At 61.7% G+C, this 23,340-nt stretch carries 22 protein-coding genes; 6 read left to right on the top strand and 16 right to left on the bottom strand.

What is annotated here, in order from left to right; all coding sequences use genetic code 11:
• Positions 1–6 precede the first annotated feature (6 nt).
• The 6 genes from QCE88_RS25590 to QCE88_RS25565 form a co-directional block, all read right to left on the bottom strand.
• Complete coding sequence (locus tag QCE88_RS25590; protein WP_309907578.1) at positions 7–1,338, bottom strand: FAD-binding oxidoreductase; 1,332 nt, start codon at positions 1,336–1,338, stop codon at positions 7–9.
• 6 nt (positions 1,339–1,344) lie between these two features.
• Positions 1,345–2,232 (bottom strand): dihydrodipicolinate synthase family protein, encoded by an 888-nt coding sequence (locus QCE88_RS25585; protein ID WP_309907576.1) that lies wholly within the window; start codon positions 2,230–2,232, stop codon positions 1,345–1,347.
• Positions 2,233–2,277: 45 nt separating this feature from the next.
• Positions 2,278–3,555 (bottom strand): serine hydroxymethyltransferase, encoded by a 1,278-nt coding sequence (gene glyA / locus QCE88_RS25580; RefSeq protein WP_409018219.1) that lies wholly within the window; start codon positions 3,553–3,555, stop codon positions 2,278–2,280.
• A gap of 40 nt (positions 3,556–3,595) precedes the next feature.
• A complete protein-coding gene (locus QCE88_RS25575; RefSeq protein ID WP_309907574.1) occupies positions 3,596–4,477 on the bottom strand; it encodes a glycine betaine ABC transporter substrate-binding protein in 882 nt (293 codons plus the stop codon).
• Positions 4,478–4,552: 75 nt separating this feature from the next.
• Complete coding sequence (locus QCE88_RS25570) at positions 4,553–5,443, bottom strand: proline/glycine betaine ABC transporter permease (protein WP_309907572.1); 891 nt, start codon at positions 5,441–5,443, stop codon at positions 4,553–4,555.
• Positions 5,440–6,726, bottom strand: a complete 1,287-nt coding sequence (locus QCE88_RS25565) for a glycine betaine/L-proline ABC transporter ATP-binding protein (protein WP_309907570.1) — start codon at positions 6,724–6,726, stop codon at positions 5,440–5,442. Before QCE88_RS25565 ends, QCE88_RS25570 begins: the two co-directional genes overlap by 4 nt.
• 647 nt (positions 6,727–7,373) lie before the next feature.
• Here QCE88_RS25565 and QCE88_RS25560 point away from each other — a divergent pair.
• A complete protein-coding gene (locus tag QCE88_RS25560) occupies positions 7,374–7,934 on the top strand; it encodes a thioredoxin family protein (RefSeq protein ID WP_309907568.1) in 561 nt (186 codons plus the stop codon).
• Between the two features lie 74 nt (positions 7,935–8,008).
• On the opposite strand, the gene QCE88_RS25555 is transcribed toward QCE88_RS25560, so the two are convergent.
• On the bottom strand, positions 8,009–8,968 hold the full coding sequence (locus tag QCE88_RS25555; protein WP_309907566.1) for a bile acid:sodium symporter family protein: 960 nt from the start codon (positions 8,966–8,968) through the stop codon (positions 8,009–8,011).
• Between the two features lie 432 nt (positions 8,969–9,400).
• Between QCE88_RS25555 and QCE88_RS25550 the strand changes: the two genes are divergently transcribed.
• The 3 genes from QCE88_RS25550 to QCE88_RS25540 all read left to right on the top strand — a co-directional run bounded on the left by QCE88_RS25550 (position 9,401) and on the right by QCE88_RS25540 (position 11,689).
• On the top strand, positions 9,401–9,910 hold the full coding sequence (locus tag QCE88_RS25550; protein WP_309907564.1) for a DUF6622 family protein: 510 nt from the start codon (positions 9,401–9,403) through the stop codon (positions 9,908–9,910).
• A gap of 126 nt (positions 9,911–10,036) precedes the next feature.
• Positions 10,037–10,831, top strand: coding sequence for a DUF899 domain-containing protein (locus QCE88_RS25545; RefSeq protein ID WP_309907561.1), 795 nt, complete (start codon positions 10,037–10,039; stop codon positions 10,829–10,831).
• Positions 10,832–11,026: 195 nt separating this feature from the next.
• Positions 11,027–11,689, top strand: coding sequence for a hypothetical protein (locus tag QCE88_RS25540; protein WP_309907559.1), 663 nt, complete (start codon positions 11,027–11,029; stop codon positions 11,687–11,689).
• Between the two features lie 62 nt (positions 11,690–11,751).
• Here QCE88_RS25540 and poxB read toward each other — a convergent pair whose 3' ends face one another.
• The 6 genes from poxB to QCE88_RS25510 all read right to left on the bottom strand — a co-directional run bounded on the left by poxB (position 11,752) and on the right by QCE88_RS25510 (position 17,802).
• The gene (gene poxB / locus QCE88_RS25535; RefSeq protein WP_309907557.1) at positions 11,752–13,473 is read right to left on the bottom strand and encodes a ubiquinone-dependent pyruvate dehydrogenase; all 1,722 of its coding nucleotides are present in this window, start codon (positions 13,471–13,473) and stop codon (positions 11,752–11,754) included.
• 377 nt (positions 13,474–13,850) lie between these two features.
• A complete protein-coding gene (locus QCE88_RS25530) occupies positions 13,851–14,648 on the bottom strand; it encodes a transporter substrate-binding domain-containing protein (protein ID WP_309907555.1) in 798 nt (265 codons plus the stop codon).
• A gap of 77 nt (positions 14,649–14,725) precedes the next feature.
• Positions 14,726–15,454: an amino acid ABC transporter ATP-binding protein gene (locus QCE88_RS25525; RefSeq protein ID WP_309907552.1), complete on the bottom strand. Its 729-nt coding sequence runs from the start codon at positions 15,452–15,454 to the stop codon at positions 14,726–14,728.
• Positions 15,438–16,091: an amino acid ABC transporter permease gene (locus QCE88_RS25520; protein WP_309907550.1), complete on the bottom strand. Its 654-nt coding sequence runs from the start codon at positions 16,089–16,091 to the stop codon at positions 15,438–15,440. Before QCE88_RS25520 ends, QCE88_RS25525 begins: the two co-directional genes overlap by 17 nt.
• Positions 16,088–16,834 (bottom strand): amino acid ABC transporter permease, encoded by a 747-nt coding sequence (locus tag QCE88_RS25515; RefSeq protein ID WP_309907549.1) that lies wholly within the window; start codon positions 16,832–16,834, stop codon positions 16,088–16,090. The genes QCE88_RS25520 and QCE88_RS25515 overlap by 4 nt, the downstream gene beginning before the upstream one ends.
• 122 nt (positions 16,835–16,956) lie before the next feature.
• Positions 16,957–17,802, bottom strand: a complete 846-nt coding sequence (locus QCE88_RS25510) for an NAD(P)-dependent oxidoreductase (protein ID WP_309907547.1) — start codon at positions 17,800–17,802, stop codon at positions 16,957–16,959.
• A gap of 252 nt (positions 17,803–18,054) precedes the next feature.
• Here QCE88_RS25510 and QCE88_RS25505 point away from each other — a divergent pair, with 252 nt between their 5' ends.
• Positions 18,055–18,732 carry a FadR/GntR family transcriptional regulator gene (locus QCE88_RS25505; protein ID WP_309907545.1) on the top strand — a complete coding sequence of 226 codons (678 nt, stop codon included), beginning with the start codon at positions 18,055–18,057 and terminating at the stop codon, positions 18,730–18,732.
• 79 nt (positions 18,733–18,811) lie between these two features.
• Here QCE88_RS25505 and QCE88_RS25500 read toward each other — a convergent pair whose 3' ends face one another.
• The 3 genes from QCE88_RS25500 to QCE88_RS25490 all read right to left on the bottom strand — a co-directional run bounded on the left by QCE88_RS25500 (position 18,812) and on the right by QCE88_RS25490 (position 22,127).
• Complete coding sequence (locus tag QCE88_RS25500) at positions 18,812–20,158, bottom strand: MFS transporter (protein WP_309907543.1); 1,347 nt, start codon at positions 20,156–20,158, stop codon at positions 18,812–18,814.
• Positions 20,159–20,391: 233 nt separating this feature from the next.
• Positions 20,392–21,300, bottom strand: a complete 909-nt coding sequence (locus tag QCE88_RS25495; RefSeq protein ID WP_309907541.1) for an SMP-30/gluconolactonase/LRE family protein — start codon at positions 21,298–21,300, stop codon at positions 20,392–20,394.
• Complete coding sequence (locus tag QCE88_RS25490; protein WP_309907538.1) at positions 21,297–22,127, bottom strand: NAD(P)-dependent oxidoreductase; 831 nt, start codon at positions 22,125–22,127, stop codon at positions 21,297–21,299. The genes QCE88_RS25495 and QCE88_RS25490 overlap by 4 nt, the downstream gene beginning before the upstream one ends.
• A 197-nt stretch (positions 22,128–22,324) precedes the next feature.
• On the opposite strand from QCE88_RS25490, the gene QCE88_RS25485 reads away from it, so the two are divergent.
• Positions 22,325–23,314 carry a LacI family DNA-binding transcriptional regulator gene (locus QCE88_RS25485; RefSeq protein WP_309907536.1) on the top strand — a complete coding sequence of 330 codons (990 nt, stop codon included), beginning with the start codon at positions 22,325–22,327 and terminating at the stop codon, positions 23,312–23,314.
• Positions 23,315–23,340: the final 26 nt, after the last annotated feature.

Here is a 23,340-nt window from a genome sequence, read left to right as displayed (position 1 = left end):
CTCAATTCAAAGCTCGGCGCCCGCCGAGAATTCCTTCATCCAGATCGCGGCGCTTACCGCGACATCGGCGATGGGCCGCATCGGCAACGAACGCGGATGCGGTTGTCGCAGCAGTTGATCGATCAACGCATGGGATTCGCCGAGCGCATGTTCGGCAATCAGCTTGCCCGACGCCGAGCCGCGGCTCAGTCCCAGACCATTGCAGCCGATCGCTTCGAACACGCCCTGCTCGCGCTGCCCGAACAGCGCGCCGTTGTTCGCCGACAGGCACAGCGCCCCGCCCCAGGTGTATTGCAGCTCGACGTCCTTCAACATCGGAAAGCGGCGTTCGAACGAACGTTGATGCAGTTGGCGCGACTTCGCGAGATCGCTGTCCGAGACGGACAGGTTCGGCCGGAACGCGAAGTGATTGCGAATGCAGATGCGGTGATTCGCGAGCCGGCGCACGGTCGTGCCCATCGGGTCGGCCGGAATCAGGGCCCACGACTGCATGCCGCCAAGCTGCGCGATTTCGTCGGCGTTCATCGGCCGTGACATCGACGCGAACGTATAGACCGGCAAGAGGCCATTTGGATGGCCGCCGAAGGTGGCTGCATAGGCGTTGGTGCAGAGCACGACGCGCGGTGTCGTGATGCTGCCGCCCGCGAACTTGAGCAGCTTGGTTGCGCCGCGCGAGTCCATGCCCTTCACCGCGCTCAATTCGAACACGGTCACGTTCGCCGGTTGCGTCGCCGCGAGACCACGCATCAGCGCGGCCGGTTGAACCGTGCTGCATCCCGGCGTGAAGAGCGCGCTTTCATAGAACGGCGTGCCTGTCACCTTCTCGATGGCGCTTCGATCGAGCCATTCGCACGCTTCGCCGATGCGTGCAAGACCCTCCGCGAAATGCGTGAGCGCCGCATGCCCCTTCTTGTTGACCGACGCGTGATACTTGCCGTCGTCCCGCCAGTCGCAATCGATGCCGTGCTGCTTCACGATCGAACGCACATAGTCGATGCCATGCCGTTGCAGACGGACATCGGCCTTGTCAGCCTCGACACTGCGCGAATAGCTCTCGCTGCTGATGTCGTGCGGCAGATCCACGAAGAAGCCCGAGTTGCGGCCCGCCGTGGAGCGGCCGATGCGGTCGGCCTCGACCAACGCAACCGACGCATCTGGCGCGAGTTCGGCCAGGCGCCGCGCCGCACACAGCCCGGTAATACCGCCGCCCACCACGACGTAGTCGAAGGTGAGCTCACCCGTCACGGTCCTCGCGGGCGCGGCGGTCGACAGGCTTTCCCACCAGCCGTTGACGCCATCCGGAGCAGGCAGATGCGCGAAATCCAGTTTCGAGGCCATGCAGGTTCACTGAGCGTTGCGCAGCAGAGGTTGAACGAGCTTCGCAAAAGCGTTGCGCTCTTCGTCGTTGAGCGTGCCGAGCGGCGCGCGTGCATGACCCACACGCGTGCCCGCAAGCTCGCAGCCATAGCGCACGTATTGGATGAATTTGCCGCTGCGTTCGAGCAGTTCGAGCACGGGTAAGAGCTGCGTCATGAGTTTGCGCCCTTTGTTGAAATCGCCGTGTTTCACGCAGGTTTCGAGCAATTCCGTATGCGCTTCGGGCAAGAAGTTGGATGCGCCCGCGACCCAGCTTCGCACGCCCCATGCGAAGAATTCCAGCGCCTGGTCGTCCATGCCGCAACTCAGGACAAAGCGCTCGGGAAGCTGCGTCGCGAGATGATGGAGATGCGCGATATCGCCGGTGCTTTCCTTCATCGCAGCGAAGTTGGGACGCTCCAGCAGCTTCGTGAGTACTTCATCGCCAATTGCGGTACCGGTGCGCGCAGGGAAGTTATAGAGCATGACCGGCAGATCGAGCGCATCGTCGATCTTCAGCAGATGCGTCAGCAATTCGTCCTGCGTCGGCTGCACGTAGTAAGGCGCGGCCACCAGCAGCGCGTCATAGCCCGCGCGCTTCGCCTCGCGACCAAGACGCAGCACCTCGCTCGTGGTGGTTGCATTGATGCCCGCTGTGAGCCAGGTCTTGCCGCCCACCGCTTGCGCCACGGTATCGAGTGTCTTCACGCGCTCGTCGAAACTCAGCGCATAGTATTCGCCCGTGGTGCCGCCCACGCCAAGTCCCGTCACGCGACCGACAAGACTTGCGGCATGCTTGCCGAGCATGTCGTGATCGATTTCGCCGTCAGCCTTGAACGGGGTAACCAGCGGAGTATGTACGCCTTCGAAGCTCATGATCGTCTCTCTGAAGTAGGATCGTGTGTCGTCGTTTGCGATGCGTCAGACCAGTGCTTCCGCACGCGTGTAAATAGGGAACCGCGCGCACAGTTCGCGCACCCGCGCGCGCACTGAACGCTCCACCTGCTCGTCGCCGCCGGGATCGCGCGCGAGCGCCGCGATGACTTGCAGGATCATGTCTCCAACCTCTTCGAACTCCGCGGGCCCGAAGCCTCGCGTGGTGCCGGCCGGTGTCCCCAGGCGAATGCCGGAGGTCGCGGTCGGGTTCGCGATATCGAACGGGATGCCGTTCTCGTCGCAGGTGATGCCGGCGCACTCCAGCGCCTTCTCGGCCTGCATGCCGGTGAGGCCTTTGCTGCGCAGGTCCACGAGCAGCAGATGGTTGTCGGTGCCGCCCGTGACAAGACTCAGGCCGCCTGCTTGCAGCACCTTTCCGAGCGCCTGTGCATTGCGCAGCATCCGCTCGATATAAGCGCCGAATTCAGGCCGCAGTGCCTCGCCGAAGGCCACGGCCTTGCCCGCGATCACATGCATCAACGGACCGCCCTGTACGCCCGGAAACACCGCTGCGTCGATCCTCTTCGCGAGGTCGGCATGGTTGGTCAGGATGAAGCCGCCGCGCGGGCCGCGCAGTGTCTTGTGGGTCGTCGACGTGACCACGTCGGCGAACGGCACCGGGTTCTCATGCCGGCCGGCCGCGACGATGCCCGCGACATGCGTCATGTCCACCATCAGCATCGCGCCGACGCGATCCGCTATGTCGCGGAACGCGGCGAAGTCCAGCGCGCGCGGATAGGCGGAGGCGCCTGCAATGATCAGCCTCGGCCGATGTGTCTCTGCAAGACGCCGGACCGCGTCGTAATCGATGCGCAATGTCTCCGGGCTCACGCCGTACTGCACGACGTTGAACCACTTCCCTGCAAGCGTCGGACGCGCGCCTGCATCGTGCGACATGCTCATCACGGTGTCGCCCGGTGCAAGCAGCGCAAGCATCACCGCACTGTTCGCCTGCGCGCCGGAATGCGGCTGCACGTTGGCGAAGCCTGCGTCGAACAGCGCCTTCGCGCGATCAATGGCCAACGCCTCGATCCGGTCCACATGCTCGCAGCCGCCGTCATGGCGCTCGCCTGGATAGCCTTCCGCAATCTTGTTCGTCAACACCGTGCCTTGCGCTTCGAGCACGGCGGACGACACGATGTTCTCCGATGCGATCAGTTCGATCTGGCTCTGCTGGCGACGCAGTTCGAGCGCGATCTCCGCAGCAATGACGGGATCGTGACTCTGCAAGCTCTCGCCAAAGAAGCGCGCATGTGCGTTCACAAGAAGACTCCGCGTGGATCGTGCAGCGAATGGCAGGGGTTTATTGCGCCAGCCATGCCTTCAGCTTGTCGGGGTGCGCATCGACGAACTTCTTCGCGGCCGTCGCATAGTCGTTGGTGCTGTTGCCCTCGAACTCGATTGCTTCCACATCCGCGAGATCGAGCTTCAGATGCTTGAAGAAGACATCGGCGCGCGGGAACTTGCCTGCAAACTGCTTGGACGCGAATGCATGCACCTGTTCCTCACCGCCGAGCGTGCCCTTCGGATCCTTCAGATAGCGCATCTGCCATTTCTGGAACAGCCAGTGCGGGCTCCACACCGTCGCGACGATCCATTGCTTCGACTGATAGGCGCGCTGAATGGAGGCGAGCATGCCGGCCTCGCTTGCGGATTGCAGGTGATAGCCGGAGAGGTCGTAGGCCTTGATGGTCTTCTCCGATGCCTGCATCAGTCCACCGCCCGGCTCGATGCCCTGGACCACGCCGTTGAGCTGCTTCTGCACGTCGGGCTTCTTCAGGTCCTCGATGGACGACAACTGCGACTCGGGCACATACGCCGGCACGGCCCAGCCGTTCTTGCCGCCTGTATAGATGATGCCAACGTCATCGAGATCGTTCTTGTAGCGCGCCACATACTGACCGTGCGTGACCGGCAGCCAGCCGCCCACCATGATGTCCAGGTCGCCGCGCGCCACGCCCTGATACTGGATGCCGATGTCCGCCTGCACGAACTGCACCGGCTGCTTCAGTTGCGTCTCGAGCACGTACTTCGCGACATTGGCGACGGCGAGCACGTCGGCCCAGTTGGTGACGGCGATCTTGAGCGGCTCGGCGGACAGGGCCGGAGCGGACGCCACGCCGAAGGCGACGACAGCGGGCATCAGCACCTTCGCGAGCATTGCCTTGATGGACAGGTTCTTCATTTCGACTCCGGATGGGGTGTGTCAGTGTGTGGTCTGGTGGGTTCTGCGTCGGTCGTTGCCGACGCCTTTCTTCGCTCAGGTTCGCGCCGCCTTGGACGGCGTGACCGGCGTGGAGATAACTTTCTTCTTCGCTTTCTTTGCCTTGACGCCGAAGCTTTCCGTCAGACGGTCGAGGATGATCGCGAGCAGCACGACGCCGAGACCGCCTTCGAAACCGATGCCGATGTCGAGCCGCTGAATGCCGCTCAACACGTATTCGCCGAGGCCGCCCGCACCGATCATCGATGCGACCACCACCATCGACAGCGCCATCATGATGGTCTGGTTCACACCCGCCATGATCGACGGCAATGCGTTGGGCAACTGGATCTTCCACAGCAGTTGTGTGTCGGTGCTGCCAAACGCGCGGCCCGCTTCGAGCAGTTCTTCACGCACCTGGCGGATGCCGAGCGTGGTCAGGCGCACGACGGGCGGCATGGCGAACACGATGGTCGCGATCACGGCGGGCACGCGTCCGAGGCCGAACAGGATCACGGCGGGAATCAGATAGACGAATGCAGGCATCGTCTGCATGAAGTCGAGCAGCGAGCGCAGCACAACTTCAGCGCGATTGCTGCGCGCGCCCCAGATGCCGAGCGGCACGCCGATCACGAGACTGAAGAACGTCGCCGCGATCACCAGCGCAAGCGTGGAAACCGTCTGCGCCCAGAGTCCCATGTAGCTGATCGCATAGAGCGCGACGCCGACGAACGCCGAGAACACCACACCCTTGCGCCACAGCGCGAGCGCCATCAGGATCACCAGCATCGCGATGAAGGGCACCGCACCCAGGCCATCTTCGAGCACCTTGATGACCGCGCCGAGCGCGGCAGAAAATGCATCGAAACCGCCGCGAAAATGCGAGAACAAGAAATTGACCGCGTCCTCGGCGAACTTGCCGAAAATCGAACTGCTCGAACCGTTCATGCTGCCCTCCGCTCCATGACCTGCTTGAGAATCGTGCGGCACGAGACGACACCGGCCAGCCGGCCCTGTGCGTCGGTGACGGGCACGTCGTGTTCCTGACTGAGTGCGATGGCCGCGAGCCGGTGCAGGTCGGCGTCGAGCGGCACGGCGGCGACGTCGCGCAGCAAGGCTTCGCGAATCGGACGCGCGCCGCTCTTGTGCAGCGATGCAGGCGTCACACATCCTTGATAGCGTCCGGCTTCATCGCAGACATAGCCGCAGTCGGCGCCGCTGTCGATCAGGCTGTTCAGATAGCGTTCGGAAGGCGCGCCGCCGTCGCAGGCAATCAGGCCGCGCTCGACCTTCGTGAGCAGGCTCGATGCGGCCAGGAAGCGCGACACGTCGACGTTGCGGAAGAAGTCGCGCACGTAATCGTCGGCGGGCGACTGAATCAGTTCCGCCGGCGTGCCGACCTGTATCAGGCGGCCATCTTTCATGATGCCGATGCGTCCGCCGATCTTCACGGCTTCCTCGATGTCATGCGAGATGAAGACGATCGTGCGCTGTTCTTCCTTCTGCAAGCGCAGCAGTTCGTTCTGCATCTCGAAGCGGATCAGCGGGTCGAGCGCGGAAAACGCTTCGTCCATCAGCAACACCGCGGGATTCACCGCGAGCGCCCGCGCCAGTCCGACGCGCTGCTGCATGCCGCCCGACAGTTCGCTCGGCAGCAGTTTTTCGTAGGAAGCGAGACCGACGCGCGTCAGCGCGGCGCGGGCAATGTCGTATCGTTCCGATTTTTTCTTGCCGGCGACTTCGAGTCCGTACGCGATGTTGTCGATGACCGAGCGGTTCGGCAGCAGCGCAAAAGACTGGAACACCATCGCCATTTTCTCGCGACGCACCGCGCGCAATTCGTTCACATTCATCGGCGCAATGTCGCGGCCCTCGAGAATCACCTGCCCCGAGGTCGGCTCGATCAGGCGATTGAGCAAGCGGACAAGGGTGGATTTGCCCGAGCCGGACAGTCCCATGATGACGAAGATTTCGCCTGCGTTGACAGCGAGGCTGACGTCGTCGACCGCGACCATGTTGCCGGTCTGCGCGAAGATTTCGTTGCGGCCGAGCCCCTGGTTCAGGAGGTCCTGCGCACGCTCGGGTTTGGCGCCGAAAATCTTCGAGAGATTCTTGACCGTGAGGATCTCGGTCTGCGAAGCGGCGACGGATCGGGCCGGCGACAAGCTGTCCGGCTCTGCGGAAACCGCTTTTGACAGGTCGCCCGGTGCGAGCGTTAGGTTCGGAATCATCGATTCATTCCAGCTGGCAAGTTCGAAAAAACCGAAACGTTGAGGACGTCTGCCATGTGCGTCCTTCGAGTACGATCCGGGTCGACAGCGCCGATCACATCCCGGCGTTCGTTGCGTTGGAATGAAGCGTAACGTGTCAATTTCGATCATCCACCGACATTTTCTGCGCCCTTTCCGATACTTCTGGTAATGGATTCCCGTGGTGCAGACGATGCAGGAAAACGGTGCGGGCGCGGTTGAATCGCTGGGAGCGTGTGTGGATGCGGCTTTGCGGGCGTTGGAGCGCGGCGGAACGGTGCCTGATGGGGTGAAATTGATGAAGGTCTGATGCGGCAGCGCTAGGGAATGCACCTAGACGGGCCCTTCTGCATGACTTTTCGTGCGGTGAAAGGGCGTGGAAATCGCGCACGAAGCGGGTTTCGCGCCAGAGATCCGCGCGTCGCGTTCAGGAAAAGACCGGTCTAAAACGTTCGGTCTTTTATTGCAACGACGCTCTCGGATTAGCGGAACGAACCCGCTTCGTGTATCGCCATGTATCTGTAATGGCCTGCGATACACAACGATGCCGAAGGCCCTCCGCCGGGACAAGCGCGCGATACATCCACGCGCTTCAATACGCTCCACGCCAACCGGAAAGGAGAAACCTCATGTTCGATCGCCTCAAGATCGCCGCCTTCGCTGCCGCCATGATCGCCGCCTTCGGAGCGGTGGCCGCGCTGACAGCCTTCGCATCGACGGGTGCCTCGTCCGAACCGGACCCGGCGCGGCAGCTGGCGGTTCAGGCGCCGGACTTCACCGGCATCGATAACTGGCTCAACAGTCCGCCGCTCGATCTGAAAAACATGCGCGGGAAAGTGGTGCTGGTCGATTTCTGGACCTTCGACTGCATCAACTGCGCGCATACGCTGCCGCATGTGAAGGACTGGTATGCGCGTTATCGCGACAAGGGACTCGTGGTCGTGGGCGTGCATACGCCCGAATTCGGCTTCGAGCGCGACACCGGGAACCTGAAGAAGGCGGTTCAACGCTACGGCATTGACTTTCCCGTTGCGCAGGACAACGCCTATGCGACGTGGAACGCCTACGGCAATCAGTACTGGCCCGCGCTGTATCTGATCGACCAGAACGGCAGGATCGTGTACCGGCACTATGGGGAAGGTCGTTATGCGGAGACTGATGCGAAGATCAAGGAACTGCTGGGAGGGTGATCGCCAGGTGCGGTCGAAAAAAAAGGCGTGCCCGCGGCACGCCTTCTATCTGGAACAAGAGGTTCCGCTTTTACTTAGCCATGTCGCGCGACGGCGGCATCGGCATCCTCATCCCGCGTTGCACCCTTGGCGGGACGGCCGGCCCAGTAGCCGGCCAACACCGAACCTGACAGGTTGTGCCACACCGAGAACAAGGCGCCCGGGAGCGCGGCGATCGGCGTGAAGTACAGCTTGCCGAGCGTCGCGGCAAGACCCGAATTCTGCATGCCGACTTCGATTGCAAGCGTACGGCAGACAGCCTCGTCGAAACCCAGCAGACGTCCGCCCCAGTAACCGCCGAGCAGCCCGATGCCGTTGTGCAGCACCACGCCCAGCGCAACCACCATGCCGACCGAGGCGATGCTCTTCTGCGTACCGCCGACGACCGCCGCGATGATCAGCAGGATCGACACCATCGACACGAGCGGCAAGACCCATTCGATCTTGCGCACGAACTTGCCGAACAGATGATTGACGACGAGACCGACGACGATGGGCAGCGCCACGATCTGGACGATGCTCATCAGCATGCCGTGAACGTCGACCACGATGGACGCATCGACGTAAAGGCGCGTGAGCAGCGGCGTGGCGAACACGCCGACCAGCGTCGACAGTGCGCTGATCGTGACGGACAGCGCCACATCGCCGCGCGCCAGATAGATCATCACGTTCGACGCGGTACCGCTCGCGACACTGCCCACCAGCACCATGCCGGCCGTCAGGTCGGGCGGCATGCGCAGCGCCTTGGCGATCACCCAGGCGGCGAGCGGCATGACGAGGTAATGCAGAACGATGCCGGCAATGACGGGCGCGGGACGCGTGAACACGCGCCGGAAATCGTCGATGGACAGCGTGACGCCCATCGACAACATGATGATGGTCAGAAGCGTCGTGACGTGCGGTGCGATACCCGTCACGGACGAAGGCGCGGCATAGGCGGCGATGGAAACCAGCACGGCCCAAAGCGGAAAAAGGCGGGTGATGCGGGCAAGCATGAAAACAATCCTCGAAAGTCGTATGGGTCGCGTGTCGTGCCTTCCTGGCAATAGCGCGGTGGCTGCCGCGGCGCCGGGTGTACCGGCTGCGCAGGAACGATCGTGCGATCTCGCGAAAAAAAGGGGCCATGCGCAGCATGATGGCCCTCGTGGGGCGGCTGCTTGAGCGCCTGAGCGCCCGATCGCCGTGCCGTCAGGCGCGGATCGCGCGCGGTGCGGCAAGAAAAAAATCAATCAGGCGTCGCATTTTACCTGTCAGCACGGCTCTATTCTGAATTCGCTTAACTCTGGCGCCGCTTGCGTCGGATGCGTGCCGTTCCACTTTTTAATTTCGCGCTAATTCATTTTCTTCATGCTGCGCAAGAACGAAGACTCATAGCGGGAATGCCAGCCCCATGAGTCGTCCGGTGATCACAACAAAAGGAGATCGTCATGTCGCCAATCGCAATCCTTCAGGGCACACCGACCTGGGTCTGGGTGCTGCTCGCATTTCTTCTGTATCGCGGAATCAAGGCCTTGCAGACCAACACCGCGCCGCTCTCGAAACTGGCCGTGGTGCCGCTGATCTTCGCCGGCCTGGGTATCGCGCATCTGATGTCGGACCCGTTCGCCGGCTGGAGCGCCGTCCTGGCGTGGATCATCGGTGTCGGAGCCGGCATCGCGGGCGGCATGTTCACCGCGAGCCGCACACGTTTCATCGTCGATCCCATTGCGCGCACCGTGATGTTGCCGGGGTCCTTCGTTCCGCTTCTGCTGATCTCCGCCATCTTCATCGCCAAGTTCTGGATCGGCTTCGAAATGGCCACGACGATGCTTGCCACCTCGCTCATCCACTATGCGTCGCTTGATGCGGCCATATCGGGACTCGTCGCGGGTATGTTCGGAGGGCGCTTCATCACTTACTGGCGCGGGCTCGGCGCATGCCGGCCAGCCGCTGCGTGAACGTACGCACGGCGTTGCTCCAGACGGTCCGATGCAAATGGCGTCACACTTGTTACTCCCGAAGCGCGCTTGGCAGCCTCACACTGGCGCAACGCTCACGTTCTTGTTCAGGAGGAGACGCAAGTCATGACTGCATCGGACGAAACAGCAGGGAACGGCCCGCAACCGGCCATGCAAACGCCGGCGGTTGTCTCACCGGCTGAATGGGAGGCTGCGCGCGCGCAACTGCTCGTGAAGGAAAAGGAACACACTCGAGCACGCGATGCGCTTGCCGCCGAGCGTCGCCGCATGCCCTGGATGGCGGTAGAAGGGGATTACCGGTTCGAAGGCCCAGGCGGCACGCTGAGCCTGCTCGATCTCTTCGATGGACGGCGTCAATTGATCGTCTATCGCGCGTTCTTCGAGCCGGGTGTGTTCGGCTGGCCCGAGCATGCCTGTCGCGGCTGTTCGATGGTCGCGGACCAGGTCGCGCACCCTGCACACCTGAATGCGCGCGACACGACGCTGGTGTTCGCATCGCGTGCGCCGCAGGAAGACATTGCAGGACTGAAGCAACGCATGGGCTGGGACATACCATGGGTCACCATCACGGATCAGTTCGACAAGGACTTCGCCGTGGATGAATGGCACGGCACGAATGTCTTCTTCCGTGACGGCGATAGCCTGTATCGAACCTACTTCATCAACAATCGCGGCGATGAGCAGATGGGCAATACGTGGAACTATCTCGACATCACGCCGTTGGGCCGGCAGGAACTCTGGGAAGACTCGCCCGAAGGTTATCCGCAGACGCCCACCTATAAATGGTGGAACTGGCATGACAGCTACGTAGCGGATGCCCAGCCGGACAGGAAATGGGTCGAAGTGTCGGACGCAGGCGAAGCCGCGTTCCGTGCCGAGAGCGCCAAGAAAAAGCAATAAGTCGAAAATACCGGTTGCGAGAAAGGCGGCCTCAGAGCCGCTTTTTTTCGTCTAAAGAATTCGCCAAACGTTTCCGTTATCGGAACTATCCGCGATGCAAGCTCATCGCGCATGGCCCTCTCGCACCAGCCGGCACCCCCCGCCGCTTTCGCCAGGACGCCCTTCCGTCCAATCCATCCCTGGAATTTTTTTGCAATGAAAACATCGTTGGCCGCGCTTGCGGCCCTCGCCGGCGCGCTCGCCGCCCTCGCCGCGCCGCTCGCGCACGCTCGTGAAATCTATGGCCAGATCGGCACCGAAGGTGTTGGCCTTGGCTACTCCGAGCCGCTCGGCACCCGCGACAACGTACGCGCCGAGTTCAACGGATTCCGTTTTTCGCATAGCTTCAACGCCGGCGGCCTGCACTACGACGGAACGGCGAGCATCTATCACGGCGGCTTGTATTTCGATTTTTTTCCGGCGCCTGACACGGTTGGTTTTCGTATTACGGCCGGCGCGCTCGTCGGCGGCGATAACGTCGATGCCACTGCGACCAGCATGAGCGGCACCTACACGATCAATGGCGTGCAGTACTCGACACTCGGGCAGAGCATTCATGCGAAGGCGCGCTTCCCGACGGTCCGTCCTTATATCGGCATTGGTTTCGGCCATACGCCGGTTGCGCAAAAGGGCTTCTCGGCATTCTTCGATGCAGGCGTCGCGTACGGCCGCCCGCGCATCGACTTCGACGTGCCCGCGGATATCGTCGCTGAAGCAGGACAGGCAAACGTCGATGCGGAGAAACAGGATCTGCAGAACAAGGCCGACAAGCTGCGCTTCTTCCCGATCGTGAAGGTGGGCGTCACGTATCGCTTCTGACCACGGGTCACGCTCGCTTTCACGCGGATATCTCAAGCCGGGCGCACGCTCGTCGCCCGGGTTCAACGAAGATTGGTGCGCGCCAGCTCGATGATCTCGTCGCCGCGGCCGCTCAGGATGGCTCGCAGCATATAGAGGCTGAAACCCTTCGCCTGCGAGAGCTCGATGGCGGGCGGAAGCGAAAGCTCGTGCTTGGACGTCACCACATCCACGACCGCGGGCCCCTGATGCGCAAACGCGTCGCGCAACGCACCCTCGAGTTGCTCCGACTCCTCGACGCGCACTGACCAGATCCCCGCGCCCTTGGCGATCTGCGAAAAATCGGTCTTGCTGAGATCCACGTTCGTATCGACGTAGCCCGCCGCTTTCAGTTCCAGCGATACGAATCCGAGCAGGCTGTTGTTGAACACGACGACCTTGATCGGCAACTCGAGTTGCACGGCGCTCAGCAGATCGCCGAGCAGCATGGCCAGACCGCCATCGCCCGACAGGGACACGACCTGACGCTGCGGATGCGCCGCCTGCGCACCGAGCGCCTGCGGCATTGCATTGGCCATGGAGCCGTGGTTGAACGAGCCGTGCAACTGGCGCTTGCCATTCATCGTCAGATAGCGCGCAGCCCACAGCGTCGGCGTGCCGACATCGGCGGTGAAGATGGCGTCATCGGCTGCGAGGTCGTCGATCAGCTTGGTCAGATACTGCGGATGAATCGGCCGCCCTGGCGCGGAAGGCGTCGCGAGATCGTCGAGTCCCTTGCGGGCGCTTGCATAGTGCTTGAGCGCGTTGTCGAGAAAGCGTCGTTCGTCCTTGCGCCTGAGTTTCGGCAGCAGCGCCGTGAGCGTTTCCTTGACGGTGCCGACCATGCCCATCTCCAGCTGCGCCCGACGCCCCAGTTGCGAGCCGCGCCAGTCGATCTGGACGATCTTCGCGTTCGGCGGATAGAACGGACGATAAGGAAAGTCGCAGCCGAGCAGGAGCAGCGTGTCGCAGTTCATCATCGCGTGATAGCCGGAGCTGAAGCCGATGAGACCCGTCATGCCGACATCGAATGGATTGTCATACTCGATGAACTGCTTGCCGCGCAGCGCATGCACGACAGGCGCACCGAGCGTGTCAGCCAGGGTCACCACTTCATCGTGCGATCCTGCGACGCCGCTGCCGCACATGATCGTCACCGCCTCGCACCCGTTCAGGAGGCCCGCCAGCTTGTCGAGTTCGACGTCGGAAGGAACGATCGCGCCCGGTGCGCTCGCCGTCCAGCGAGGCTCGATATCCGGGCCCTCGCTCAACGCGACATCGCCGGGCAGCACGATCACCGCGACGCCGCGTTGGTCCAGTGCCGCGCGCATCGCTCGTTCGAGCACGCGCGGAAACTGCGATGCGTTTGACACGAGTTCGACGAAATGGCTGCACTCTCTGAATAGCTCCTGCGGGTGCGTTTCCTGAAAGTAGTTGAGGCCGATTTCCGTCGATGGGATGTGTGCGGCAATGGCGAGCACCGGCTGATGGTTGCGGTGACAGTCGTAGAGCCCGTTGATCAAATGAAGATTACCCGGCCCGCAACTGCCCGCGCAGACGGCCAGCTTGCCGGTCGTCGCGGCGTCGGCCCCGGCTGCGAACGCGGCGGCTTCCTCGTGCCGCGTATGCATCCAGCGGATCGAACCGACGCGATCCAGGCTGAAGGCCAGTCCGTTGAGGCTGTCGCCCGTGACGCCCCAGATTCGCTCGACGCCGGCTGCGGCAAGCGTCCTTGCAAGGTAATCGGCAATCGTTTTGGTGGCCATGTTGAGCTCCTAGCGTGCAAAAGTATTCCGGGAGATGGCGCAGTCGTGCAGCCCGAGAGCGAAAGACACGAGGCGTTGCGCATGGCGCACCAGGCACAAGCGACGGTTCTTTGAATGCACGATGCAAAATGCAGACGCAAGTGTATGCCCGGTCTGTGAATACTGTCTTGTACCTTGCCCAACGTACTTCAAAGCGAGAGCGGACCTTGCTCGACGATCGAAAAGAACCGTGAATCCGGCATTTTGAATACGTAATGCCCGATTGCCTTCTGCATGCAAAATGTAAAAAAGGCGAATAACGTCGAGACTTATCGCCCCGCGCTATCCGCCCTTCTTCATGGCCCAAGCGGACCTTCAGACTACCGCGACGCTGTGCGTCAGGCGCCCTTTCGAACGTTGTCCGGCAGATCGCGGCCGTGATACTTCTTGTAGATCGTGTTCAGGTTGCCGTTCTTCATGTTCGTGCCAACCCAGTTGTTCACCCACTCCTTCAGACGCGGCTGATCCTTGCTCATCGCGATGCCGAGATCGAAATTCTTCTGCTCGAACTTCATCTCGATGTTGCGCTGGGGCGCGCGATGCTGCATTTCCTGCAGGTTCGACGGCGTGCTCGAGAACACGTCGATCTGCCCCGTCACCATCGAGGTGATGAGCGTTGCGTCGTCTTCATACCGCTGGATCTGCGCGCCCTTCGCCTGTTGTGTCGTGAGCGTGTCGTTCACGGTTGCGCGCGTGAGACCGATGGTCTTGCCGTCGAGATCGGCGTAGTCCTTCACCTTGATCGATTTCAAGCCGCCGACGATGATCGTGATCACCGCATAAGGCGTCGAGAAGTCGACCACCTTCGCGCGTTCCGGAGTAATCGACAAGTCGGCGATCACGAGGTCCGCCCGCTTGGCTTGCAGCGTCGGGATGCGCGCTGCATTGGTGATCTGCACCAGTTCGAGTTTCACGCCGAGGTCCTTCGCGAGCGCGGCTGCCGTATCCACGTCCGAACCCGCGGGCTTCAGGTTCTCGTCGGCATAGCTGAAGAGCGGCGTGCCCATGGCAATGGCGACGCGCACGACGCCGGCCTTCTTGATGTCGTCGAGCTGGTCGGCCATGGCGCTGTGCATCGCGCCTGCCAGCATCAGCGTGGCAAGGGCCGCGCGTGCAAAGATTGTCTTGGCTTTCAAGTTACGTCTCCGTCGTTATGGTTGTTGCGTGGATTGATGCGTGAATCGAATGCGTGTGTGCGTGCATGCAGCAGGCATCACAAGCCGTTATCGAGAAAGGCGCGCAGCTCCGGCGTCTGCGGCGAATCAAGCATGCTGCCGTCGCCGACTTCCCAGACTTTCCCCTGATGCATATAAATGATGCGGTCCGCCACGCGCTTGGCAAAGGCCATTTCATGCGTGACCAGCAACATGGTCATGCCGTCCGCGGCCAGATCTTCCATGACGCGAAGGACTTCGCCTGTAAGTTGCGGATCGAGCGCCGATGTCACTTCGTCGAACAGCATCACCTTCGGCGACATCGCCAGAGAGCGCGCAATCGCAACGCGTTGCTGCTGCCCGCCGGACAGCTGTTCGGGATAGGCGTCCGCCTTCTGCCCGAGCCCAACCTGCTCCAGTACATTCAACGCGATGCGCCGTGCCTCGTCGCGGGACATCTTCTTCACGTGACGCAAGGCGAGCATGATGTTTTCTTCCACCGTCAGATGCGGGAAGAGGTTATAGCTCTGGAATACGATGCCCACTTCGCGGCGCAGATGATGAAGATCCACCTTCGGATCGTCCACACGTATGCCGCATACCTCGATCTGACCTTGATCGACAGTTTCCAGCCGGTCAATGCATCGCAACGCTGTGCTCTTGCCCGAGCCACTCGCGCCGATCACAGCAATCATCTCGCCCTTGTTGACTTCGAAGGACACCCCCTTGAGCACATGATTGGAGCCGAAGCTCTTGTGAATATCGTCGACCTTAACGATTGCTGACATTGAGCTTGTTCTCCATCGATTGGCTCCAGCGCGAAAGCGGATAGCACAGAACGAAATAAAAAACGCCTACCAGGCCGAAGATGAGGAACGGCTGGAAGATCGAGTTGTTGATGATCTGGCCGGCGCGCGTCAGTTCGATGAAGCCGATCACTGAAGCGAGCGAAGTCATCTTGATCAACTGCACGAGGAAGCCGACGGTGGGCGGCAACGCAAGGCGCATGGCTTGCGGAATGATCACGAGCCGCAAGGTCTGCCAGCGCGACAGCGACAGGCACTCCGAGGCTTCCCATTGCGGCTTGGGCATCGCCTCGATACAGCCGCGCCAGATGTCGCCGAGATAGGCGCTCGAATACACCATCAGGGCCAGGCCCGCCGCGATCAGCGCGGGCACCTGATAGCCATACACGGACAGGCCGAAATACACGATGAACAACAGGATCAGCAGCGGGATGCCCTGAATGGCTTCGATATAAATAAGCGCCACGCGCGACAGCCATGTACGCGGCGAGATGCGCGCGAGCATCACGACGAAGCCGCCGATGCCGCCCAGCACGAACGCGAGCAGCGACAACACCACGGTCCAGCCGATCGATTGCACCAGATAGGCCAGGTGCGCGGCCGTGAATCCGCCGCTCATGCCGCACCCCCGGGAATCACCGTATCGATCCGTTGCGGATCGGGCGGCGCCTTGCCGGCCCGCTTCGCTGCCAGACGGATCGCGCGGCGACGCTTGAAGAGATGCTCGCCGACCTGCCACGCGATCAGCTTGATGATCAGCGACAGCACGAGATACAGGCCCGCGACCACGATATAGGTTTCAAGCGAACGGAAGGTATCGGACTGCACGGTGTTGGCGACGGCCGTGAGTTCTTCCGCGGAGATCTGCGATGCAATGGCGGACGCCTGCATCATCAGCAGGAACTGGCTCGTCAGCGCTGGATAGACCTTCTCGATCGATGGCTGCAACATCACATGCCAGCCGATGCGCCATTTCGGCAAGCCCAGGCATTCCGCCGCCTCGATCTGTCCACGCGGCACGGATTCCAGACCCGCGCGAATGATCTCGGCCGCATAGGCGCCGATGTTGATCGTCATCGCAAGCGCGGCGGCCGCGAAGGTCGGCATGCGCAAGCCGATACTCGCCAGCCCGAAATAAAGAAGAAAGATCTGCACGAGGAACGGCGTGTTACGCACCACCTCGATATAGATGATGCAGAGGCGCGTCAGCACCGGCACGCGGGCGCGCTTCGCGAATGCAACGAGCATCCCTACGATCAGGCCGAAGAAGACCGCGACGCACGTCATCTTGAGCGTGAGCCACGCCCCTAGCAGGAACGTCGGCCAGTAAGGCCACAGGGGGGAAAAATCGAGTGAAAACATGGGGCGGTGTCCCTGTCAGGTTTGGCGCTCTATTCGCCAGGACGGCTCATGCGCCGCTGATTCGATCCTGCGCTGGATGTATGACGACATACTACGATTCGTGATAATGAATGTTGCATGCATTAAACCGGGTCGAACGGCCCGATCGTCGTGAAGGCGCCGCCCTGCAGGACAGCGACCGGATCGGTCGGCAGGGGCGGCGGTGTGCCTTCGACTTTCTCGCGGAACGGTTCCGATGAGTCATGCGGCACGAAGCCGAGATGCGCAGCGCACCGGTTGTCCCACCATGTGTGCGCATTGGCGGACATCCCGAAGACAATCGTGTGGCCGACGTCGGGCGTGAACAGACTGCGGCGCAACAGGTCGTGGAAATCGTCGTGGCTCATCCAGCTCGCCATCATGCGACGATCCTTGGGCTCCGGAAAAACCGAGCCGATGCGGATGCTCACGGTCTCGATGTCGTAGCGGTCGAAGTACAACTGCGCCATGTCCTCGCCGAAGGACTTGGACAGGCCGTAGTAGCCATCAGGACGCTTGCGTGCCGTGGCATCGATGATTTCGTCCTGGCGGTAGAAACCCGTGACGTGATTCGAGCTGGCGAACACGATTCGCTTCACGCCCTGGCGACGCGCGGCCTCGTAGAGATTGAACACGCCCTTGATGTTGGCTTCGAGCACTTCCTCGAACGGGCGCTCAACCGATACGCCGCCGAGATGGATGACCGCGTCGCACTCTGCTGCCAGTGCGTCGACGGCCTCACGATCCGCAAGGTCGCAAGGCACGATCTCTTCGTGCGGCGCGGACTCGCTGCCGAGTACGCCAGGGAGGTCCGAAATGCGTACGTGGCGCGCAAAGTCGGCCACCCGATGCCTGATGGCCTGACCGATACCGCCGGCGGCGCCGGTGAGCAGCAGTCTTTCCAAACGAGCGGAATGCTCGCGTGACGACGCGTTGTTTCGTTGTTCCATCGAATCATGTCTCCTGCGAGATTCGGCTAGGGATTACCCTGCACGCATCTTCTTGTACGTTGTCATATCACCTCATGACGCATATCATCATTTGTCAACCGATTTGTCAATGTGTGTAAAACCCATTCCAACGAGAACGCCGTGACGCAATCGCCCGATCCTCACAATCACGCGGAGTCCTTCTCTTCGGCTCATGCATCATCGAGTGTGTCGAACAGCGCATCCGGCACGCGCCGAAGCCTCACGCTGCGCATGGTGGATGCGGTGCGCGCACAGATCGATGCGAGCGAACTGAAGCCGGGCGCCCGCCTCCCTACCGAGGCAGAAATGGTGCAGCACTTCGGCGTGAGCCGCACCGTGGTACGGGAGGCGCTGTCGCGCCTGCAGGCGGAAGGACGGGTGGAAACGCGCCATGGCATCGGCACGTTCATCTGCGAAACCGCTGCACCGCCGCTCCTGCAGATCGATCCCGCCGATGTCCCCGGCTCCCTCGATGCCCTTGCCATACTCGAGTTGCGTATCAGCCTGGAAACCGAGAGCGCGGGACTGGCGGCCCTGCGATGCAATGCGGCGCGCCTGACAGCCATGCGCTCCGCTCTCGCCGACTTTGCACGGAACGTCGATCGGAAGGCCGACACCGTCGCACCGGATCTGCGCTTTCACATGGAAATCGCGCAGGCCACCGGCAACCGTTATTTTGTGGAGATCATGGCGCATCTCGGCGCGCGAATGATTCCTCGCACGCGCCTCACCGCGACGCCTATCCCGCCTGAGCGCCACGCCGAATATCTGACGCGGGTGAATCGGGAGCACGAGCAGATCGCCGATGCAATCGAGCGCGGCGACGCCGATTCCGCCCGCACGGCGATGCGTCTTCATCTCATCAACAGCCGGGAGCGCCTGCGCCGCGCGCAAACATCGAGCGATTGAATTCCTGATGCAAAATTAAAAATGCAAAGGGACCGCATTTTCTGCGCGGTCCCTTGTCCGTAGCAGCACTCACACTCGCTTAGCGCGCGAGCTTGGGCTCCGCATCGTTGACGTCATGCGCGCCCGAGATACTCTCCAGTGCCGAATCATGGTGCAGCAACAGAACCGCCGCTACGCCAACCATGCCGGCCCCTGAGAGGCACAGCAAGCCCGCGCCGAAGCCGCCCGTGCTGTCCTTGATCCAGCCCATTGCGTAGGGACCGAAGAAGCCGGCAAGATTGCCGAGCGAATTGATTGCGGCGATACCCCCGGCGGCGGCGGCGCCTGACAGAAACGATGCAGGCAAGGTCCAGATCACCGGCAAGCAGCCGAAGATGCCGAAGCCTGCGATCGACAGCGCGATCATCTTCATGACCGGATCGTCGAGTCCGGCCGAGACAGCGATGCCGCCGGCTGCAACCATCAACGCGATCGCCACATGCCAGCGGCGCTCGAGCTTGCGGTCGGAATGACGTCCCCACAAGACCATGCTGACGACACCCACCGCATACGGCAGCGACGTCACAAAGCCCGTTTGCAGATTGGTGAGCCCAAACGCCTTGACGATCTGCGGCAGGAAGAAGCTCAGGCCGTAGTTGGTGGCATTGGCGCCGAAGTAGATCAGCGCGATCGCCAGCACGCGGGGATTGAAGATCGCTTCCTTGACGCTGAACGCATGCACCGATTCGCGATGCGCACGCTCGTGGGCCTGACGCTCGACCAGCCAGTTGCGCTCGTCATCCGCGAGCCAGTGCGCATCCTTGGGCTTGTCGGTCAGGTAGAAGTACACGACGAATGCAAGCAGCAGCGCCGGAATGGCTTCGATCAAATAAAGCCACTGCCATCCTTGCATCCCGCCTAGCCCGTCCATCTGCAGCAGCGCACCGGAAATCGGACCGCCGATCACAGTCGAGAGTGGAATCGCCGCCATGAAATAGCCGACGACGCGTCCCCGGTACTTGGCCGGAAACCATAGCGTCAGCAAGAAGATGATGCCGGGAAAGAAGCCCGCTTCGGCGATGCCGAGCAGGATCCGAAGGCCATAGAACACGTAGGCGTTGGACAGACCCGTTGCCTGCGCGATGTGGGGTATGTATGCCATCGCGGCGGCGAGAATGCCCCAGGTGAACATGATTCGCGCAATCCAGCGGCGCGCGCCGAATCGTTCGAGCAAGAGGTTCGACGGAACCTCGAAAAAGAAATACGCGATGAAGAAAATACCGGCGCCGAAGCCGAACATGCTCGCCGTGAAGCCGAGCGCCTTGTTCATCTGCAAGGCGGCAAAGCCGACGTTGACACGGTCCAGATAGGCTATGAAGTAACACAAGATCAGGAACGGCACGAGGCGAACCATCACGCGCTTCATGGTGCGGGCTTCAAGGTCCATCTATGTCTCCTCCGGATAGAAGAATCGCTAGATCGCGGGTACTTTTGGATACCTGCGGAGCCTACTCTTTAAGGAGGAACTACAGCATTGGTGTTTAGCCTTGGTATCGGTTCCGAAGCCCGTCCGACAACCGACACGTCATGCGCCAATCCGGTGCCGAACCGCCTCGCATCCCAGCATTTGCAACGATTCGTATCGAAGAAAATGTGAACGGAGCGTTCCAATTCGTGCTGTCATGCGACCGGTAACATTCCGGCATATTCCGGTTCCGGTAATCCTTGCACGCCGGGATGCAGAGCGAACACATGACCGTCGTCGTCAGTTGCGTTTGCAGACGGGCGAATGGTCGTGACGAACAGCGTCGAGAAGTCGCTGCCGCCGAACGCGCACATGGAAGGCTTGCTGGCCGGCAACGCGATGTCGCGGTCCAGCTTGCCTTGCGGCGTAAAACGCAACAGGCGCGCGGCATCGTTCGCGCATGTCCAGTAACAACCGTCCGCATCGACCGCTGCGCCGTCTGGACGACCCGCGTGATGATGCAGGTCGGCGAACACGCGCCGTGCGGCGGGCGTGCCGCTGTCCACGTCGAAGTCGAACGCCCAGATGAGGCGGCGTTGCGGATGAGAGTCCGACAGATACATGGTCCTGCCGTCGGGCGACCAGGCCAGTCCGTTCTGCGTGATCAAACCCTCGACAAGCGGGTCGGACAGGACGCCATGCTGATCGAACCGGTATAGCGCGCCCGCCGCGCTCGCGAGCGCCATGTCCTGCACCATCGTTCCCGCCCAGAAACGACCCTGCCTGTCACAGCGGCCATCGTTGTAGCGCATGCCCGTAGCGGCGAACGAGGGCGCGGCAAGCTTCGCAGCGCAGACATCGCCGCCGTCGCGCAGCGTTACGGCAAAGACGCCGCTCTCCATGCCGGCGACGACCTGTCCGGCCGCATCGAATGCAAAACACGCGACCTGTTCCTTGAACGTCCATTCCGAGCGCTGTCCGCTCTCGAGCGCGAGTCGGACAATGCGTCGTGCCGGAATGTCGACCCAGTACAGCGCGCCCTCTTTCGCGCGCCAGACCGGACATTCGCCGACCGTCGCGACGCCCGCCGCATCGAGACGTTCCACGCGCACGGCGCCACTCATCGCTTGCGCTCCATCGGCTCGCCGATGACAAACTGCCCACCCTGGAAGCGTTGTGCGGGATCGTCGTGATCGGCGGTCGGCGCCTTCGGTGGGAACAAGCCGTTGAACTGCGCCGAGCTATCTTGCGGATTGAATCCCAGGAACCCCGCTTTCGAGTTGTCCCACCACTTAACCGGATTGTCCGATGCCCCATATACGACCGTATGCCCCACGCGATTCGTGAACAGCGAGCACCGTACGAGTTCGATGAAGTCGCGAAAGCTCAGATAAGTGACCAGCATGCGCGGGTTCTTCGGTTCATCGAACGACGAGCCGATGCGCAGGCATACGGTTTCGATGCCGAAGCGATCGAAGTAGTAGCGCGACAGCGATTCGCCGAAGCATTTCGTCACGCCATAGAGACTGTCCGGGCGCTGCTGTGAATCGGCGTCGAGCACTTCCGTGACGGGATGAAAGCCGATCGCATGATTCGAACTCGCGAACACCACGCGCTTCACACCATGGCGACGCGCTGCTTCATAGATGTTGTAGGTACCGCGAATGTTGGCTTCGATCAGGTCATCGAACGGGGCGTCGATGGAGATACCGCCCAGGTGCACGATCGCGTCCACGCCTTCGACAAGTTGCATCACCTTGCCGATATCAGCGAGATCGACGGCGCTCGTTTCTTCATGCCGTGCGGCGTCATCGAGAGGCGCAATGTCCGAGAGTCTCACCACGTCGGCCCACTGCGAGAGTGCACCGCGCAGTTGCCGGCCCAGGTTGCCGGCCGCGCCGGTGAGAAGCAGACGCTTGAACGGTTTGCCCGCTGCCGTTGGCTGATTCATCGAAACTCCTGTGGAATACGTTGCACTGCGTTGAAAGCAAAAAGGAAGAAAACGTTTTCGGTTCGACGGATACGCCAGGAAGCGCAGTCAGGTTCGGGTTGCATGCAAAACGCTGCATGCAAAAAGCAAAATGCGTTCTCATTGTTTCCCGATTTTCTGCGACAATTCGTGAATTCCGCGAAAACGTTACCCTCCGAATGAAAAAAAATTCCTCGACCATTCGCGACGTTGCTGCCGCAGCGGGCGTGTCCGTCGCAACGGTTTCCAAATACATCAATGGCGCGCAACGATTCTCGGCGCCGGTGGAAGCGCGGCTCAAGGAGGCGATCGAAACGCTCGGCTATCGCTCCAACCCGCTTGCACGCTCGATGATCACCGGCAAGACCCGCACCATCGGACTGACCATTCTCGACATCAGCAATCCGCACTTCACCCACGTCGTCAAGGGCGCCAACCGTATCGCGCTGCGTCACGACTACACGCTGCTGCTCGTCGACATCGACGAGAACCAGGCGCGCGAACGACCCCTCATCGAAGCGCTCGCGCAACGCGTGGACGGCCTGCTCGTCAGTTCGCGCCTGCCCGATGAAGACGCGCACTGGATGCTCGAACTCGACAAGCCCGTCGTACTTCTGCGCAACGCCGAGTTGCCGATTCCGAGCGTCGGCATCAACAGCCGCCTTGCTACCTACATGCTCACGCGCCATTTGCTCGACCTGGGACATCGGCGCATCGCCTACCTGGGCTTCGAGCATGCGCGCATCAACGATGAGCGCATCCGCGGAGCTCGCGATTGCCTCGCCGAAGCGGGCCTCGAACTCGATGTCTACGAAGCGCATGCGCCGACTTCCGTCGCGGGCGAACAGGCGTGCTCGCGCGTGATGCTCGGACCGAAGCGGCCGCAGGCGGTGATCTGCTACAACGACCTGATCGCGCTCGGCTTCATGAAGGAAGCCGCGACACTCGGCATACGGGTGCCGCATGATGTTTCCGTTACCGGCATCGACAACGTTCCGTACGGCGCCTATGCCGCGCCCGGCCTCACCACCGTAGACATCCAGAGCGAGAAGATGGGCGAACTGGCCATGCAAAAACTCATCGACGCCCTCGCGGGACATCCCGATCCAGGCAATTCCATGTTCGAGCCGCGGCTCATCGTGCGTGAATCCACGGCTGCCGCGACCTGATCCACGACGCGCGACGTGCGCGCCGT

Origin of the sequence: Caballeronia sp. LZ035, assembly GCF_031451175.1 — a bacterium.
In the GTDB taxonomy this organism is placed as follows: Bacteria; Pseudomonadota; Gammaproteobacteria; order Burkholderiales; family Burkholderiaceae; genus Caballeronia.
Note: the sequence above shows the minus strand (reverse complement) of the source record. Positions and strands in the feature narration are given on the sequence as shown.